At 50.7% G+C, this 14,645-nt stretch carries 12 protein-coding genes and 1 pseudogene; 7 read left to right on the forward strand and 6 right to left on the reverse strand.

Annotated features, from left to right (window positions below):
• Positions 1-16: 16 nt before the first annotated feature.
• Together rppA and rppB are read left to right on the forward strand one after the other, a co-directional pair.
• Positions 17-721, forward strand: coding sequence for a two-component system response regulator RppA (rppA, locus tag JOY44_RS11110; protein ID WP_171573599.1), 705 nt, complete (start codon positions 17-19; stop codon positions 719-721).
• The gene (gene rppB / locus JOY44_RS11115) at positions 708-2,102 is read left to right on the forward strand and encodes a two-component system sensor histidine kinase RppB (protein WP_171573600.1); all 1,395 of its coding nucleotides are present in this window, start codon (positions 708-710) and stop codon (positions 2,100-2,102) included. Before rppA ends, rppB begins: the two co-directional genes overlap by 14 nt.
• Positions 2,103-2,170: 68 nt before the next feature.
• Here the strand turns inward: rppB and JOY44_RS11120 are convergent, their stop codons facing one another.
• Positions 2,171-2,569 (reverse strand): glycerate kinase, encoded by a 399-nt coding sequence (locus JOY44_RS11120; protein ID WP_307821914.1) that lies wholly within the window; start codon positions 2,567-2,569, stop codon positions 2,171-2,173.
• Between the two features lie 51 nt (positions 2,570-2,620).
• Here JOY44_RS11120 and JOY44_RS11125 point away from each other — a divergent pair.
• A pseudogene (locus tag JOY44_RS11125) lies at positions 2,621-3,628 on the forward strand (IS630 family transposase); the annotation flags it as partial.
• 56 nt (positions 3,629-3,684) lie between these two features.
• Here the strand turns inward: JOY44_RS11125 and JOY44_RS11130 are convergent.
• The 5 genes from JOY44_RS11130 to JOY44_RS11150 all read right to left on the reverse strand — a co-directional run bounded on the left by JOY44_RS11130 (position 3,685) and on the right by JOY44_RS11150 (position 11,249).
• Positions 3,685-4,506: a glycerate kinase gene (locus tag JOY44_RS11130; RefSeq protein WP_197985137.1), complete on the reverse strand. Its 822-nt coding sequence runs from the start codon at positions 4,504-4,506 to the stop codon at positions 3,685-3,687.
• A gap of 292 nt (positions 4,507-4,798) precedes the next feature.
• Positions 4,799-6,280 carry an ATP-binding protein gene (locus JOY44_RS11135; RefSeq protein ID WP_171573601.1) on the reverse strand — a complete coding sequence of 494 codons (1,482 nt, stop codon included), beginning with the start codon at positions 6,278-6,280 and terminating at the stop codon, positions 4,799-4,801.
• 17 nt (positions 6,281-6,297) lie between these two features.
• Complete coding sequence (locus tag JOY44_RS11140) at positions 6,298-7,833, reverse strand: SLC13 family permease (RefSeq protein WP_171573602.1); 1,536 nt, start codon at positions 7,831-7,833, stop codon at positions 6,298-6,300.
• A gap of 518 nt (positions 7,834-8,351) precedes the next feature.
• Positions 8,352-10,430 carry a cation:proton antiporter gene (locus JOY44_RS11145; RefSeq protein ID WP_197985138.1) on the reverse strand — a complete coding sequence of 693 codons (2,079 nt, stop codon included), beginning with the start codon at positions 10,428-10,430 and terminating at the stop codon, positions 8,352-8,354.
• Positions 10,431-10,751: 321 nt separating this feature from the next.
• Positions 10,752-11,249 (reverse strand): transposase, encoded by a 498-nt coding sequence (locus tag JOY44_RS11150; protein ID WP_203031967.1) that lies wholly within the window; start codon positions 11,247-11,249, stop codon positions 10,752-10,754.
• Positions 11,250-12,259: 1,010 nt separating this feature from the next.
• Here JOY44_RS11150 and JOY44_RS11155 point away from each other — a divergent pair.
• From JOY44_RS11155 to JOY44_RS11170, 4 genes are all read left to right on the forward strand, one after another.
• Positions 12,260-13,000, forward strand: coding sequence for a reverse transcriptase N-terminal domain-containing protein (locus JOY44_RS11155; RefSeq protein ID WP_171573605.1), 741 nt, complete (start codon positions 12,260-12,262; stop codon positions 12,998-13,000).
• Between the two features lie 221 nt (positions 13,001-13,221).
• Positions 13,222-13,431 carry a hypothetical protein gene (locus tag JOY44_RS11160; RefSeq protein ID WP_171573166.1) on the forward strand — a complete coding sequence of 70 codons (210 nt, stop codon included), beginning with the start codon at positions 13,222-13,224 and terminating at the stop codon, positions 13,429-13,431.
• Complete coding sequence (locus tag JOY44_RS11165) at positions 13,418-14,248, forward strand: recombinase family protein (RefSeq protein ID WP_171573165.1); 831 nt, start codon at positions 13,418-13,420, stop codon at positions 14,246-14,248. Before JOY44_RS11160 ends, JOY44_RS11165 begins: the two co-directional genes overlap by 14 nt.
• Positions 14,249-14,279: 31 nt before the next feature.
• The coding region (locus JOY44_RS11170; protein WP_197985139.1) for a zinc ribbon domain-containing protein at positions 14,280-14,645 on the forward strand (366 nt) is incomplete at its 3' end.

The raw sequence follows: 14,645 nt of genomic DNA on the forward strand, positions 1-14,645 counted from the left end.
TTTATCAAGTGATCCTATGCGAGTGTTACTGGCGGAAGATGAACCTGATTTAGGCACCGCAATTCATCGGGTTCTAAGCCGGGAAAAGTATGTGGTGGACTGGGTACAAGATGGCAGTAAAGCCTGGGCATATCTCGATAACTTCAATGTTCACTACACCTTGGCCATTCTGGACTGGATGCTGCCTGGATTGTCTGGTGTCGAGTTGTGCCAACGGCTCCGCACCCAGAACAACCCACTTCCTGTGCTAATGCTCACTGCAAGAGATCGGATGGAAGATAAAATAGCCGGACTCGATGCCGGAGCCGATGATTACCTGGTCAAACCTTTTGGCATGGCAGAATTGCTGGCACGAATGCGGGCGCTGCAACGGCGATCGCCCGACCTTCACCCCAAACAACTTCAGGCTGGCAAGTTGACGCTTGACTACAACGGATACACCGTTTGTTCGCAAGAACTCAATGGGCAGCAAGTCGCTATTCCTCTGACCACAAAGGAATTTCAGACCTTGGAATACTTCATGAAACATTCCAGCCGGATCGTAACGAGCGAGCAACTCATGAATCAATTGTGGGAAGTGGGTGCAGAACCCACCAGCAATGTGGTTGCTGCTCAAATTCGATTGCTGCGACGTAAGCTGGCAGAAGTCGGGTGTGATGGATTCATTGAAACGGTTCATGGCATCGGCTATCGATTTAACATGCCTTATGCATCAGAATAAGCTGTTCAACCGCACTCGTGCCCAACTTGCAGGCTGCTATGCCGCAGTCATGGGAGTCATTCTCAGCCTGAGTGGGCTAACGATTCATCAGATGCTCGCGATCACCCACTGGCAGGCGGTTGAACAGGAATTAGAATCCATTTCAGGAACCTTGCATGACACCCTGGAACCGAAGCTCAAGCAATCCAATCGCATTGAGCCTACAATCAAGCAAGCTCTACCGGGCTTATGTGTTGCCCAAACGGATTGCTCAAATGGCGCTCAAGATCGGCATATTCTGGGCATTGTGCAACAAGGAAACTACTACGTGCGCTTTTTCGCTCAATCCAGAGAACTCCTAGCAAGCTTAGGCAGCCAACCAGCAGGATTATCACCTCCAGAAACGAAAGAAGGGTGGAAGACGCTGCAAGATCAGAGGGGTACGCGCTATCACCAAATTACTCTGTTGCTAAAAACGGCTACAGGTTCTTCTTGGGGCTATATGCAGATTGGGCGCTCACTCAAAGAATATGATGATCACCTTGCCACCGTGCGGTTACTGCTGGCGGTTGGATTGCCGCTCTCGATGCTGGTAGTTGCAGGTGCAAGTTGGTGGCTGGCTGGATTAGCCATGCGTCCTCTCTACCAATCCTATCGACAGATGCAACAGTTCACGGCTGATGCGGCTCACGAACTCCGCACCCCGATCGCTGCCATCCGCGCCAATGTCGAATCAGTTCAGGGTGTTGATGATCCGTCAAAGCAAGAAATGCAAGAAACGTTAGGGGCGGTTGATCGTCAGAACAATCGACTGGCGCACCTGGTCCAAGATCTTTTGCTACTCTCCCGCATGGAATCTCCTACAGAGACGCTGCGCAAACAAAAGGTGCAACAACCCTGCTGCCTCAATGACCTGATTCAGGATCTAGTAGAAAGTTTGTCAGTCTTAGAAGTTGCTGCTTCTATCAAGCTGTTAACGCACTTTCCAGTTAAAGCACCATTGTGGATTACGGGTGATGAAAATCAACTGGTTCGCTTATTCTCTAATCTCATTGTTAACGCCCTGCAATACACGCCTCCTGGGGGCATTGTCACAGTGACTTTAGAGCGTGATGAAACTCACGCTTTGATCCAGGTTGAGGATACTGGCATTGGGATTGCTCCATCAGACCAGTCCCGGATTTTCGATCGCTTCTACCGGGTCAACAGCGATCGCTCTCGCCATACCGGAGGAGCCGGGTTAGGATTGGCCATTGCAAAGGCGATCGTTCAATCGCATCATGGCAGTGTTCAAGTGAAAAGTGAGTTAGGAAACGGCAGTACTTTCACAGTACGATTGCCTCTAAGAGTTCTGATACAGTTGCAGTACCTTAGAAATTCTGACCATGCTGATCGGGTATGAAAGAGTTTCGACAGATGACCAAAATCTGGCGTTGCCGGGACAGTGTCATACCCCTTCAACGGGTTTGCTTAAACAGATAGTGCAGCAGGTTGCTCGAGTTCAGCAAGCTGTTGCCCCACCAGAATCAAACGCATCACTCGTTCAGCAGCAAACGTTAATAGGTCGCAAGCATCAGCGATCGCATCTGGCAAGCTGCACGGTTCTTGGAGAATAGTGGAGAAGGCATCAATCCCATAGTCGAAATTAACGCGAGCATCTTGCCCAATCGTGCCTGCGATTGCTACTACAGGAAGTCCATACTGTTTAGCTCGCTGGGCCACTTCCACCGGAATTTTGCCGCGCGGCGTTTGAAAGTCGATGCTGCCTTCGGCCGTAATCACTAAATCGGCGTTTTGCAGGCGGGTATCCAGTTCCAAGTACTGCATCACAATGTCATAGCGGGGGTGCAGAGTTGCGCCTAATATCAGGTCGGCTTAAATGACCATAATATAGAGATAGGCTCTTATCTTGGTTACCTTATGCCGAAACGCATCACCATTCAACCTCATTTGAGTCCAGAGGAATTGGTAACCCGATACCGCCAAGCAAGCGATCCGATTGAGCGATCGCATTACCAAATTATCTGGCTACTGGTTCAAGGACGACCGACTGAAGAGGTGGCAGCGATAACTGGGTACAGTCGCAGTTGGATCTATGAATTAGTCTGGGGCTACAACCGCATGGGTCCGGCAAGCCTGGGAGATGGACGACATCGCAACCCTGGAGCACCACCATTGCTCGATGAAGTGCAGCAAGCCCAACTGTTGCAGGTGATACGAGGGTCTGCCCCGGACGGTGGATTGTGGAATGGACGCAAAGTCGCCGATTATCTCAGTGAATTGCTCACTCGCCCAATCAGTCGTCAACAAGGGTGGGAATTGCTCAAGCAGATGGGACTGCGCTTACGAGTGCCCCGACCGATGCATCAGGAAGCAGACCTAGATGAGCAACAGGCGTGGAAAAAAAAACTGCACCAGAAAGTGGAGCAAGTGCAAGCCGACCATCCCGACGACGACGTTGAAACCTGGTTTGAAGACGAACATCGACTGGGCTTGCAACCGGTGTTGCGACGGGTGTGGGTGGAACAAGATGAGCAACCGATTGCTACCGTCAACTGGAAACGCGAATGGTTATGGCTGTATGCCTTTGTCCACCCTCAAACCGGAGAAACCTACTGGTGGCTGTTACCCTATGTCAACACGGACCTATTCAATCAAGTGCTCCAGGACTTTGCTGAGCATTTCAAGGTGGGCATAACCAAGCAAGTGATTCTCTCGGTTGATCAGGCAGGATGGCATCTGAGCAAAGCCTTGCAGGTGCCAGAAGGCATTCATTTGTTCCCCCTGCCACCCTATTCACCAGAATTACAACCCGCCGAGCGCTTGTGGGTGCTTGTGGATGAGCCATTGGTCAATACAGCGTTTGACTCCATTGCACAGGTTGAACAGATTATCTACCAGCGCTGTCAAAGCTTACTCAAGCAGCAAGAATTGATTCGTGGACTCACCTCTTACTACTGGTTGCCAGATGTAAAGGCTGTATCTTAATTATGGGTATTCATCCTGACTTGATATAAGAGGGCGTGCAATCCCGTTCCCAAACCACCAGAAGCGCCACTACCAGGCATTTCTTTCACGTCGAGACCTAAATCACGCTTAATGACGGCGGCGTAGTGATCCAGTGCTGCGGCAAGCTGTTCTACCGTTTCAGGCGATGCGCCTTTCTGAGGACCAAAGACTCTAGCAACCCCTTTAGGACCACAGAGGACATTATGCCAGTTGCAGGCAACGTCGATCTGAACCTGATCTAAACGAGAGTCGCGATCGCTGACATCAATGGCATGCAGTCGGATGAGTTGATCGCCACCCAATCCTAGCTCACAACCAGCAGCATCCAAAAAACGCACGCCAAGCGCTTGTGCCATGCCCGCTCCACCGTCGTTTGTACCAGAATCACCACAGCCGATTAAAATACGTTCGGCACCCTTATCCAAGGCGGCTTTGATCAATTCACCAACGCCATAGGTAGTAGTGGTGAGGGGATTACGCGCATCACGAGGAACAAGCCGTAAACCCGCAGCGGCAGCCATTTCGAGCACAGCCGTTTTTACCGGAGCGCCACCAAGCAGACCAAAATGGGATTCGACAGGCTGCCCGACGGGTCCAAGGACGGTTTGAGCGTATAAGGTACCGTCAGTGGCTTTGACGAGAGCTTTCGTAAAGCCTTCGCCACCATCCACCAAGGGTGCTTTCTGAATGTTGGCATCTGGCATGACTCGCAAAATACCAGTGGCAATGCAATCTGCGACTTCATCAGCCTCTAGACTTTCTTTGAATCCTGATGGGGCAATTAAAATCCGCAACATTTCACAATCCTCGTAACATCAGAGCGGTTCGGATAACGATCGTCATCCCAGGTAAGACAGTATGCAAGGCTATAAGGTTCTAAGTTGACGATCTATAAAATCAAAACGGTGGCAAAAATTGTCAACATAAACTGCCATTCAGCCTCGAAGAAACGTTGACGAATCTACTGCTTGAACGGATAGGTGACTGTCCCATTATTAAAATGCTCGCCTTCAAACAGCGTGTGTCTGAAGAGAGAGGTTACCTTTTGTCTCGGTAATGTTTGAAAGCTTGTTGATTGGCGTTCAGCAGTCAATTTCTGAGGGGCAGCCGCATTTGTACATGGGTACCCTGATTCGGTTCGCTGTCGATCGTCAGTTGTCCGCCGTGCTGCTCCACCACTGCCCGTGCTAGTTTTAGCCCCACATTTAAACGCTGATCAGGGTGGTCATCCAGGCTAGAAAGTGCCTGGTTAATTAAGGGTTGCTCTGTCCCTTCGCCATCATCGGCTACTTCTAAGAGTAGTTCGGTATGGTCAGTCAGCAGTGAGGCGCGAATGCCGATTCGCCCCCCTTGGTCTGGTAAGGCCGCGATCGCGTTTCGTACCAGTTCGCCCAAGACCTCGCGCAGCTTAAGCCGATCAATCGTGGCGTAATGCACGTCTGGAGCAATCTGCAACTCGTAGCTAACATGACGACGTACAAAGTCTTCCTGAAAGCGCAGCAGCACGTCATAAAGCAACGCCCGTATATCGGTTCGAGCTAGATTTAAGTCAACCGGAAAGCCAAACTCGGTAATGCGGCTAATGGCTTGCAGTAGATGATCGAGTTGCTGCATCATTTCTTGCTGCGGCTCAGTAGTCGCACTAGCGTTGCCATTAGTTGTGGAAGCTTGATGAAGCTGGTTGACTCGCGATCGTACCTGAGACACGAGGGTATGCAGGGTCAAGCGTGAGGGCATATCTTGTAAAGCCACATCGCTAGTTGCGGGCTGAGCACCATGAGCTGAAACCATTGTCAATTCTAGTGTCTGCTCTCGCTGGGCGATCTCAGCCATCATGCGATTAAAAGCACGATGGATGTCGCCTAGTTCATCTTGTCGATCGGTGCTTAAACGGCGCTGTAAATTCCCTTGAGCAACCTCATCCAACGCTTGTTCAGCTTCTCGTAGCGGCGCAAATAGGTCAGAAGCGAGGTAGGCAGCCAACAGCAGCATGAGTGAGAGAATGCCGAAAGCAGCGATCGTCAGTATCAGTTGGGTTGTTTGTCGCGTGTTTTGCGTGTTGGTGCGAACCACTTCCCGGTATCGGCGATCGGACTCGACCGCCTGCGCCGACAAAGCTTCAAAGCGCTGGAAGTTTTGCTCCTCCAGCCGACCTTCCATCAAAGTGGTTGCTTGGCGGCGTTGTCCTGCTTGAACCAGTTGGAACGTTTGACGAGCATCCTTCACCAACTCATCGTAAGCGGCTCGCACTTGCTGCACCTGTTGCTTTTCTTCGTCCGTCTCCGCCAGCTTTTGCCACTGTTGAAAATCTTGCTCAACCGATCGCAGCGCCAGCTCAAACTCCTGCGGAGCGTCCGGGTCGTTGGTCATGATGGCATCTGGCACTTCTTTGAACGCTCGAAACGTAGCGGCTCGCACTCGTTGCAGCAGTAGACTGCGCTGAAAGTGATTTTGCAGCTGTTCCTCAGTTGATTGCCACTGAGCTGTTGCCCACAGCGTCGCTCCTGCTGTTGAAAGCGCGAGCAAGGCGAGTCCACCAAAAATCGTGAACAGCTTCCGTTGTAGTTTCATCTCTTCTCACACCCCCATCACAGCGCTAACCCAACCCACTGCCAGTAGCCAAAGTAAAACAGTACAATCAAGCCTAAATGTACCGGCATCAGCACCGCACTGAGGCGTAATAAATCGGCAGATTGGTACGTTTCGCCTTCTAACTCCTGGAACATGAGCAAGGCTTTAGAGCTGACAGGAAAAGTCAGGCAGTAATCCATCCCCACGGTGCCAATAAACACAACCGCGATCGAATTGAGCTGCAAACTGCTTCCCAAATACAGCAGTGCCGGAACCAGTGCGGCGGCTCGTGCCGTATGAGAGGTCATGTACAAGTGTGAGGTGAGTGAAATAAACGCCAGTAGCACTAGGATCAGGGGACGAGATTCTGTCCCCACAATGCCACTGATGGTAAAGACCTGATCAATAATCCATTTGGCGGCACCTGTTTCAATCAATGAGCGCCCCAGCACCAGTGCCGCTCCTACAAAGATAATGAGATTCCACGACACCGCTTTTAGTCCGTCCTTCCACTTGAGCACACCAACCCCTGGCAGGGTCAGCAAAACGGCTCCTACTACCGTGACGGTGGCAATCTCAAAACCGTGCCAGCGCTCGGTCAACCATAGCGCTACCATAGCCAACACAACAATCAAAGTTTTCCATTCTGCCTGCGAAAACGGGTTGCGTTTAGTTTGAGGCACCAGCAGTGGTTGGCTCAACTGTTGCTGATCCAGGAACAATCGCATAATCACCCAGCACGAAAGGTAGCTGGCGACTGAGCCAAAGGGGAGACCATACATGGCCCACTGAGTAAAAGAAATTTGCTGGTTGGCGATCTGTTGCAACAGGTCGTTGGCAATGAGGTGAGACCCCGACCCGACCAACGCCACGATCGTCGAAACCAAAATCACCGTAGGAATCAACAGTGCCAGCGCTCGAATAATCCGGCGATCGCCTGTTGCTTGTGCCAAACCGCGAAAGACAGGAATGGCAACCGCCGCCCGACCCGATGTTGAGGGAATGAGAAACGAGAGCGGAATCAGCACTGTCGTCAGCAGCCAGAATACACCTGCCACTGTGCGAGCGCGAGCTACGACAAGCTGCGTTAGCCGTGCTGCCAGTCCGGTTTTTTGCACGGCACCACCTAACACAAACGACCCAATCATCAGCCAAATCACATCCGATGCTAAGGCATCAAACAGTTGCTCTTGAGGACTCCCACCCGTTAACACCAGCAGCAGCATGGTGGTGAGAGCAACATAATCGGCACTGATCGAGGTCGTTGACCATAAAATAGTTGCTAGCAAAAAGGCGAATAGCGCTAAGCGTGCAGGCGTTGACAGTGAACCAGGTAGCAAAACCGCGATGCCAGCGATCGTGATGAGTGCGAGTGGCATTGCCGCTTCTACAACCCAGCGAAATTTACGGGCAGAAGTTGTGTTCTTGGCAGTATCAGGGCTATGCGCTGAACTAGCAGAGTCACGCTGCAATCGCCGAGCATCAAACCGCGCCCAAAGACTGGCTTGATGCGGTTCAGCTGCCACCGATTTATCTGAAGGGGAAACTTTCATGCCATACAGTTATGAATAAAGGGAAGCTCTCAATCCGTAGAGTTAAATCTTATGGCACTCTTGGCACAGAAAGGCGAGAGCAATAGAGAAGACAAAATAAGGACTAGCAGACGCATCCATGCCAAAAGTCAGACACTCCCAGCAAAGCTGGTGGCTTGATGAATGTGACCGCCCCAAAGGCGGGTGTCCTTGCTAAAGGTTTCTGTGAATCAATTAGAAGCGTCCACTTTGGTCAAACGCTGCCTGCTCTCGGCTCTAACGACGCACAACGCATTCGCCAATACTGGCACCTTGAAAAGCGTCTCCATTGGGTCAAAGATGTGGTCCTCCAAGAAGACTAAGCCCTTTGTGTAATGGTCATGCTCTCACTAATTTCGCGATTGTGCGTACGATGGCGCTCAATCGCTTTCGGCAGCATGGCTTCGACTCTATCACTAGGGATTGCGCCGCATGACCCACGACATCCCCGGTTTATTTTCAAGAGCTCAGCCCTGCTAAGCCATGAGGAGGCGAGAACCTTACACCAAGCGGGGAAAGTGGGCAATTATGATGGAAAGATCGGGATGCTGGCGGGCGATCGCTTCTGGTTCTACTCCAAGCGTCGGTATATGTAAACGTTCGGGGTGGGCATTGTGCGTGATGACTAGCAGATCATCTCTTTCTAGGATCTTAGCAACCTGGTTTACAAAGTTGCCCCGGATCTGTTGCACTGGCACATCTTCACTGAGACCAGGAATCGCATTAGCGGCATTTGCCAGCCGGGGGTTAGAAACAATCTGCAAAACCTTTAAGGATGCTTTCAATTCGGCTGCAAGTGTGCGTGTGAGAAATAGCGTTTGTTGGAAACTAACACTGCTTGCTTCGGTATCAGCGATCGCCAGAAAGATCCGTTGAGTGGACTGAATCGGCTGTGGAAAGCGGGTAATGAGCATAGGCACCGGAGTGCGACGGGCAACGTTGTCAATCACGCTACCAAAGAAATTATCCCGATAGGTGGAATAGCCTTTCCAGCCACAGATGAGCAGAGTGGCATGGCGCTCTTGAGCCGTTCGCAAAATGCCCTTGTCAATCGAATCATCCACACGTCCGATCGGCTCGACATCGGTCACTGCCGCGTGGGCAATCGTTTCGGCAGCGGCTAACAAGCGCTCTTGTTGCAGTTTTTCCTCAGTGGTGACGGGTGCATAGGCATCCGATAACACATGGAGCGGTAACAGGGTGCCACCCCTACTCTTTGCCAAAATCAACGCTAGTTGCAGCAGGTTGTCTTCGGTGCTGGGGTTTGCCACTGGCACCAAAATGCGATGTTGCGGCGTTGCCTGGGACGCAGCGCTGGCTTGTGCTTGCTGTGCCCTGGGGCTGCTATCTTTCATGCCCTCTCCCCAGCGTGCCGTGATCCAGGGAGACGCAACGCAGGTCACTAAAATCATGGCGATCGTCCCGTTGACCGTCAGTTGATCGACCAACTTAATGTTGAAGGCGACCGTTATAGCTGCCAGCGTTGACGCTGCCTGCGCGACCGATAGCCCAAAGATCACCATCATGTTGGCAAAATCGAATTTGAATAGTTTGCTGGCACCCCAGGCAGGCACAAACTTGGCGACGAGCGCTACGCCGACCATGACCGCAGACACCAGCAGCGAGCGTGGCTCCTGAAACAAAATCAGCGGATTGACTAGCATCCCGACTGAAATTAAGAAAAACGGTACAAAGAGCGTATTGCCAATGAACTGAATGCGATTCATTAAGGGACTCAGTTGCGGAATCAGTTGAGTAATCGCGATTCCTGCTAAAAAGGCACCAATGATCGGTTCAATCTCGATCAGTTTGGCAAAGTACGAGACGACAAAGAGAGTGGCAAGCACAAAGGTAAATTCCGCTCCTTCGTCATGCCCAAAACGGCGGAAAAACCAGCGTCCCAGCCTGGGCACACCCCACAAGGTAGCAAAGGTGTAGAGACCCAGGGAAGGAAGCAATAACAGCCAGAAACTCAACGTAAGATTGCCCTGCTGGGCTTTGACGACGACTGCCAGCACCAGCAATGCCAAAACATTGGTAATGAGGGTGCCACCCAGCGTTACGGTAACTGATTGCGATCGCATAATGCCCAGTTTGCTAGCGATCGGCAGCGCCAGTAACGTATGAGAGGCAAAGCATGACGCCACCAGCACGGATGCCAGCATGGGGTATCCTAACAGCCGCATGGCGACGATCCCCATGACCATTGGCACGGCAAAGGTTGCCAAACCAAAAATGATGGCTTTCTTGGCGTTAAATTTCAGGTCGTCCAGGCTGGTTTCTAACCCTGCCATAAACATGAGAAAGAGCAGCCCTACCGTACCTAACAGGACGATCGTGGTGTCTCGTTCCAAAAAGCCAAAGCCGTTGGGTCCCACAACTACGCCGGCTAGAATCAAGCCGACAATGCCCGGTAGCCGAAGCCGCTCAAACAGCAGCGGAGCCACCAGCATAATTGTCATGATGACCAGGAAGATTGTCACTGGATCGCTCACGGGCTGGGATGGCAGAAACGGTGCGAAGAGCGATCGCAGCGAGGGAGCACTAACCGCTAAAAAATTACCGAAGGTATACATCATGCTTCGTTCGCTTTACAGCCGTTATTATGCGTGAAAAATTGCTGTACTACTCTTCAACGAGCAGCTAACTATAGCTATTGCTGCAACGGTAGATCCAGCGATCAGAAAGGCTAGACGTCTTTCCTTTTAGCTCAGCCCAGCAGTAGCAACGGAAACAGATCCAGCAGCAAGTATACCGAACTCAAAGCATCGCTGCCGTGCTGGCTGACTGCTTAGTTGGTTGTATTGCCACTTCTCTGGATGATGGAAAGGGAAGAGGCTTGAAAAGTGACAGCGCTTCATGGCTTAGTTATAGCAACGGATGCTGACTTAAAAATCCCCTCACCGTTGAGCTGCCGCTGAAGCATCTTGGGGTTGCACAGAGACTTGATAACCCAGTGTTTCTAGGCGTTTGACTAAGCGCCTGGCAGTGGCTTCAGGACGTTGCTGGTCAAAATACTGTGCTCCCAATTCACGATAGGGTTCCTGCCGTTGAATGACGTAATAAGCAATGACCAGAATGGAATGGGCGACAGCCATCGTTGCCCGTTTCTTCCCCCGTCGAGTGGCAATCCGCCGATACTGTGCAGCCAGGTAAGTGCGGGAGCGAGAGGCCACATGCGCCGACTGCATTAATCCCGAGCGGAGTGTCTGATTTCCTTTGCGCGTCTTTCCAGAAAGCCGTTTTCCCGCGCTCTCATAGTTCCCTGGGGCTAACCCTGCCCAAGCTGCCATCTGCCACTGGCAAAGGCGCGTTTTGCTTGTTGAATTCCCGGAAGAGATGACCGGAGTGATCGCTTGACCATGAGATAAAACTCCTGGTTTTTCTCTCAGGAACATATACAATGCTACCAACTATGACGTTATAGGTTCTTTCTATATCGTTAATCTATCGCATGACAGAAGTTAGGTGAATTCAGAATGCCTTTCTATACATTTTGTGACTTATTTAGCTATTTAGCCCAGGGAACATCAAATCAAAAAGAATTTCTGAATGTTTTCGCAAAGTTTCTTCAACTTATACATAAATAAAACACGATTTCAAACAGGATCTTCAACAACGGTGTGTCAGCTTAGTTTTGAGCAATATACCGCCCTTGTATAGCAATAGAAGCAATTTTGGTCGCTAAGGCTAGAAAGCTTACTGTTTAGAGCTTCATCAAGTGCTGTGATTGGGTACTTGATAGTGTTGACTATCCCATTTCTGACTGTTTCTCGGACACTCGATGCTGTAAAAGCTTGATTTTACGTTGGTCTAGCTTTCTTACTGCAATTAGACCAAACCTCGTAAGTGGGAGTGCGATTCGTTGTGAGGTGAATCACGGTAACCAGTCCGTAAATAACCTCACCAACCAAATCTAGCAATAGAGACGGTTGAACTCTCGGTCTGATGCAGGTGCAAGTCCTGCCTACCAGACTCAGGTATGACTCCTTATCTGCCCACACTGACCAGACTCGGTTTCTGGAGGGTGAAGCTGGGAGCAGGGCGCAATCAGACATTCGTTGTGGAGTGACACTGGCGCTAACAGGGAGTTCCTACGGTGAAACAGAGCCTAGAAAAGCGACCTATACGAGAGCAGGGCACAACATCCAACCCTGACTCTACTGGAGATAATTCCCGCTGCGTCTTCCCATAACAGCAGCAAGAGTCTAGGGAATCCAGTGGTTGAAGTGGCTCCACCTAACGGAACGAGCAATCTAACCGAGGGAACGAAAAGAAACGAACTGAGGGTCAAGGGGGAGGTCGAACCCCTTCGTAGGCTAGACGAGCAGCACAATTCCTTTAGTTTGGGTAGGACAGACCGTAACTGGTCTGAGGTGTTCAGAAAACACTGGTCTGGAGATAGAGCATGATTAGACACAGCAGCAATGCTAGTGAATCTTGGAAAGCGTTACCGTGGAAGCAATTCCGCCGTAACCAATTCCGCCTGCAAAAGCGAGTGTTCAAAGCGATTCAAGTGGGAGACAAGCGGAAAGCTCGGTCTCTGCAAAAGCTAATTCTGAAATCCACCGCAGCAAGATTACTAGCAATCCGTCAAGTCACGCAACTAAATGCTGGCAAAAGGACAGCAGGTGTCGATGGTCAAGCATTTCTTTCCTTTGAGGAAAGGTTTGCACTGAGTGAAGAACTCGCTTGGCAAGGCAGCAACTGGAAACACCAGAAGCTTCGGGAAATTCCCATTCCTAAACAGAATGGGCAGACCCGCATCCTAAAAGTCCCCACTATCGCAGATAGAGCCTGGCAGTGCCTGGTAAAATCCGCCTTAGAACCAGCACACGAAGCAACCTTCCATGCTAGAAGCTACGGTTTTAGAGCAGGACGCTCGGCACATGATGCCCACAAAATCCTGTTTTCAAACTTGAATTCTCATGCCAATGGAATCGAAAAACGAGTTATCGAACTTGATATCGAAAAATGCTTCGACCGGATCAATCACTCAACCATCCTGGAACAACTCATCGCCCCAAGAGGCATCAAGACCGGAATCTTCCGTTGTCTTAAAGCAGGAGTTAATCCAGCCTATCCTGAACAGGGAACCCCACATCGACGTTTGATCACGCCCTGTACAATGTTGCAAACACCTCCCTAAAGTTTTTAATTTCGATTTCCAGAGAGAAACTGCGCCCTGATTATGGAGATGGCTTTCAGGGTGCCCCCTTGCATTTCATTTAAGCTCAAACTTCCCAGAACTACTGAAATGATAGGTTTCGAGATATCTTGGTATCCCGTTGGTGGAGGAGCCAAACTTTTGAATGTGCATTTTTCCTAAAGTGGCTTTAACCCCTTCTTCTCACTTTGAGGGAAGCCACCATGAATCAGCCCAACCCGAAGCGAAAACGGATATTGGAGGTTCGCGCTAGCTTTGAAGTTTCCCGACTCTCCCCTGAGTACCTTGCCAGTGCTTATGAACAGATTTTGCCCCCTGTACGGCGCGTCGCTTCAATGCCAAAACAAGCATCCGTTATCGATATCAATGCTATAGAAAAACGAATTGGAGAAGAGAATTATGAACAGTCATGATATTCAAGTGGCGATCTATGCGCGTGTCTCTTCAGAACAACAAGTGTCCTCTCATACGATTGAGAGTCAACTATCAATATTGCGGGAAAAGATCACGGCTGATGGATGTGTCTTACAACCCGATTTGCAATTTATTGATGAAGGTTATAGTGGTGCGACACTCTTGCGTCCAGCTCTGGAACAACTGCGTGATCTGGCAGCGACAGGCAGCATCGACCGACTTTACATTCATTCCCCAGATCGCTTGGCTCGCAAATATGCCTATCAAGTCTTGCTCCTGGATGAACTGCAACGAGCTGGGGTGGAAATTGTGTTTCTCAATCGGGCTTTAGGCGACTCTCCCGAGGATGACCTGTTACTGCAAGTTCAAGGCATGGTGGCGGAATATGAACGAGCCAAAATCCTAGAACGAAGCCGCCGTGGGAAGCGCCATGCTGCTCGTTCAGGTTCTGTCAATCCGCTATCCGGTGCGCCTTATGGCTATCACTACATTGATACCCAACAAGGCAATGGGCAAGCGCGTTATGAAGTCCATCCTGAACAGGCACCAGTCGTGCGCCAAATTTTCGATTGGATAGGGCGAGAACAGGCAACGATTGGCGAAGCCTGTCGCCGCCTCCAGCAAGCGGACATTCCCTCACCCAAGGGTAAGCCTGTCTGGGATCGTTCCACCATCTGGGGAATGCTGAACAATCCAGCCTATAAAGGCACGCAATCGGGACAAAGCGACCGCGCTTACGCCCAGGTCGTAGACAGTCGCCCTTTCCTCGTCAAGATTATTCGATCTACGACAAAGACCCGCAGCAGTGGATTTTGATTCCGGTGCCCGCGTTGATTGACTTGAAGCCGTGCAACAACAGTTGCAGGAGAATCGCCAACGCGCCCGCCAAAGTCAAAGAGGCGCAAAATATCTCCTGCAAGGACTCTTAGTTTGTCAGCAGTGTGGCTACGCTTATTACGGTAAACCTGTCAGTCACAAAGCGGCGAAAGGCAAGGTTCGAGAGTATGCTTACTACCGCTGTATTGGCACCGATGCTTATCGCTTTGGCGGAGATCGCATTTGCAGCAATTTGCAAGTCCGCACTGATTTGCTGGAAATGGCAGTATGGCAGCAGGTGCAGGCGTTACTAGAGAATCCGCAGCGACTGACTCAGGAGTATACCCGTCGAGCACAAGCGCCCAAACAGGGACAACACCTTACCGCATTGGAAACG

The sequence above is a fragment of the Leptolyngbya sp. Cla-17 genome (assembly GCF_016807185.1).
In the GTDB taxonomy this organism is placed as follows: domain Bacteria; phylum Cyanobacteriota; class Cyanobacteriia; order Leptolyngbyales; family Leptolyngbyaceae; genus ULC077BIN1.

What these genes read in the sequence shown, in the direction of transcription:
- rppA (WP_171573599.1), top strand. Translation starts at nt 17, where the DNA reads ATGCGAGTGTTACTGGCGGAAGATGAACCTGATTTAGGCACCGCAATT.
- rppB (WP_171573600.1), top strand. Translation starts at nt 708, where the DNA reads ATGCATCAGAATAAGCTGTTCAACCGCACTCGTGCCCAACTTGCAGGC.
- JOY44_RS11130 (WP_197985137.1), bottom strand. Translation starts at nt 4,506, where the DNA reads ATGTTGCGGATTTTAATTGCCCCATCAGGATTCAAAGAAAGTCTAGAG.
- JOY44_RS11135 (WP_171573601.1), bottom strand. Translation starts at nt 6,280, where the DNA reads ATGAAACTACAACGGAAGCTGTTCACGATTTTTGGTGGACTCGCCTTG.
- JOY44_RS11140 (WP_171573602.1), bottom strand. Translation starts at nt 7,833, where the DNA reads ATGAAAGTTTCCCCTTCAGATAAATCGGTGGCAGCTGAACCGCATCAA.
- JOY44_RS11145 (WP_197985138.1), bottom strand. Translation starts at nt 10,430, where the DNA reads ATGATGTATACCTTCGGTAATTTTTTAGCGGTTAGTGCTCCCTCGCTG.
- JOY44_RS11150 (WP_203031967.1), bottom strand. Translation starts at nt 11,249, where the DNA reads ATGTTCCTGAGAGAAAAACCAGGAGTTTTATCTCATGGTCAAGCGATC.
- JOY44_RS11155 (WP_171573605.1), top strand. Translation starts at nt 12,260, where the DNA reads ATGATTAGACACAGCAGCAATGCTAGTGAATCTTGGAAAGCGTTACCG.
- JOY44_RS11160 (WP_171573166.1), top strand. Translation starts at nt 13,222, where the DNA reads ATGAATCAGCCCAACCCGAAGCGAAAACGGATATTGGAGGTTCGCGCT.
- JOY44_RS11165 (WP_171573165.1), top strand. Translation starts at nt 13,418, where the DNA reads ATGAACAGTCATGATATTCAAGTGGCGATCTATGCGCGTGTCTCTTCA.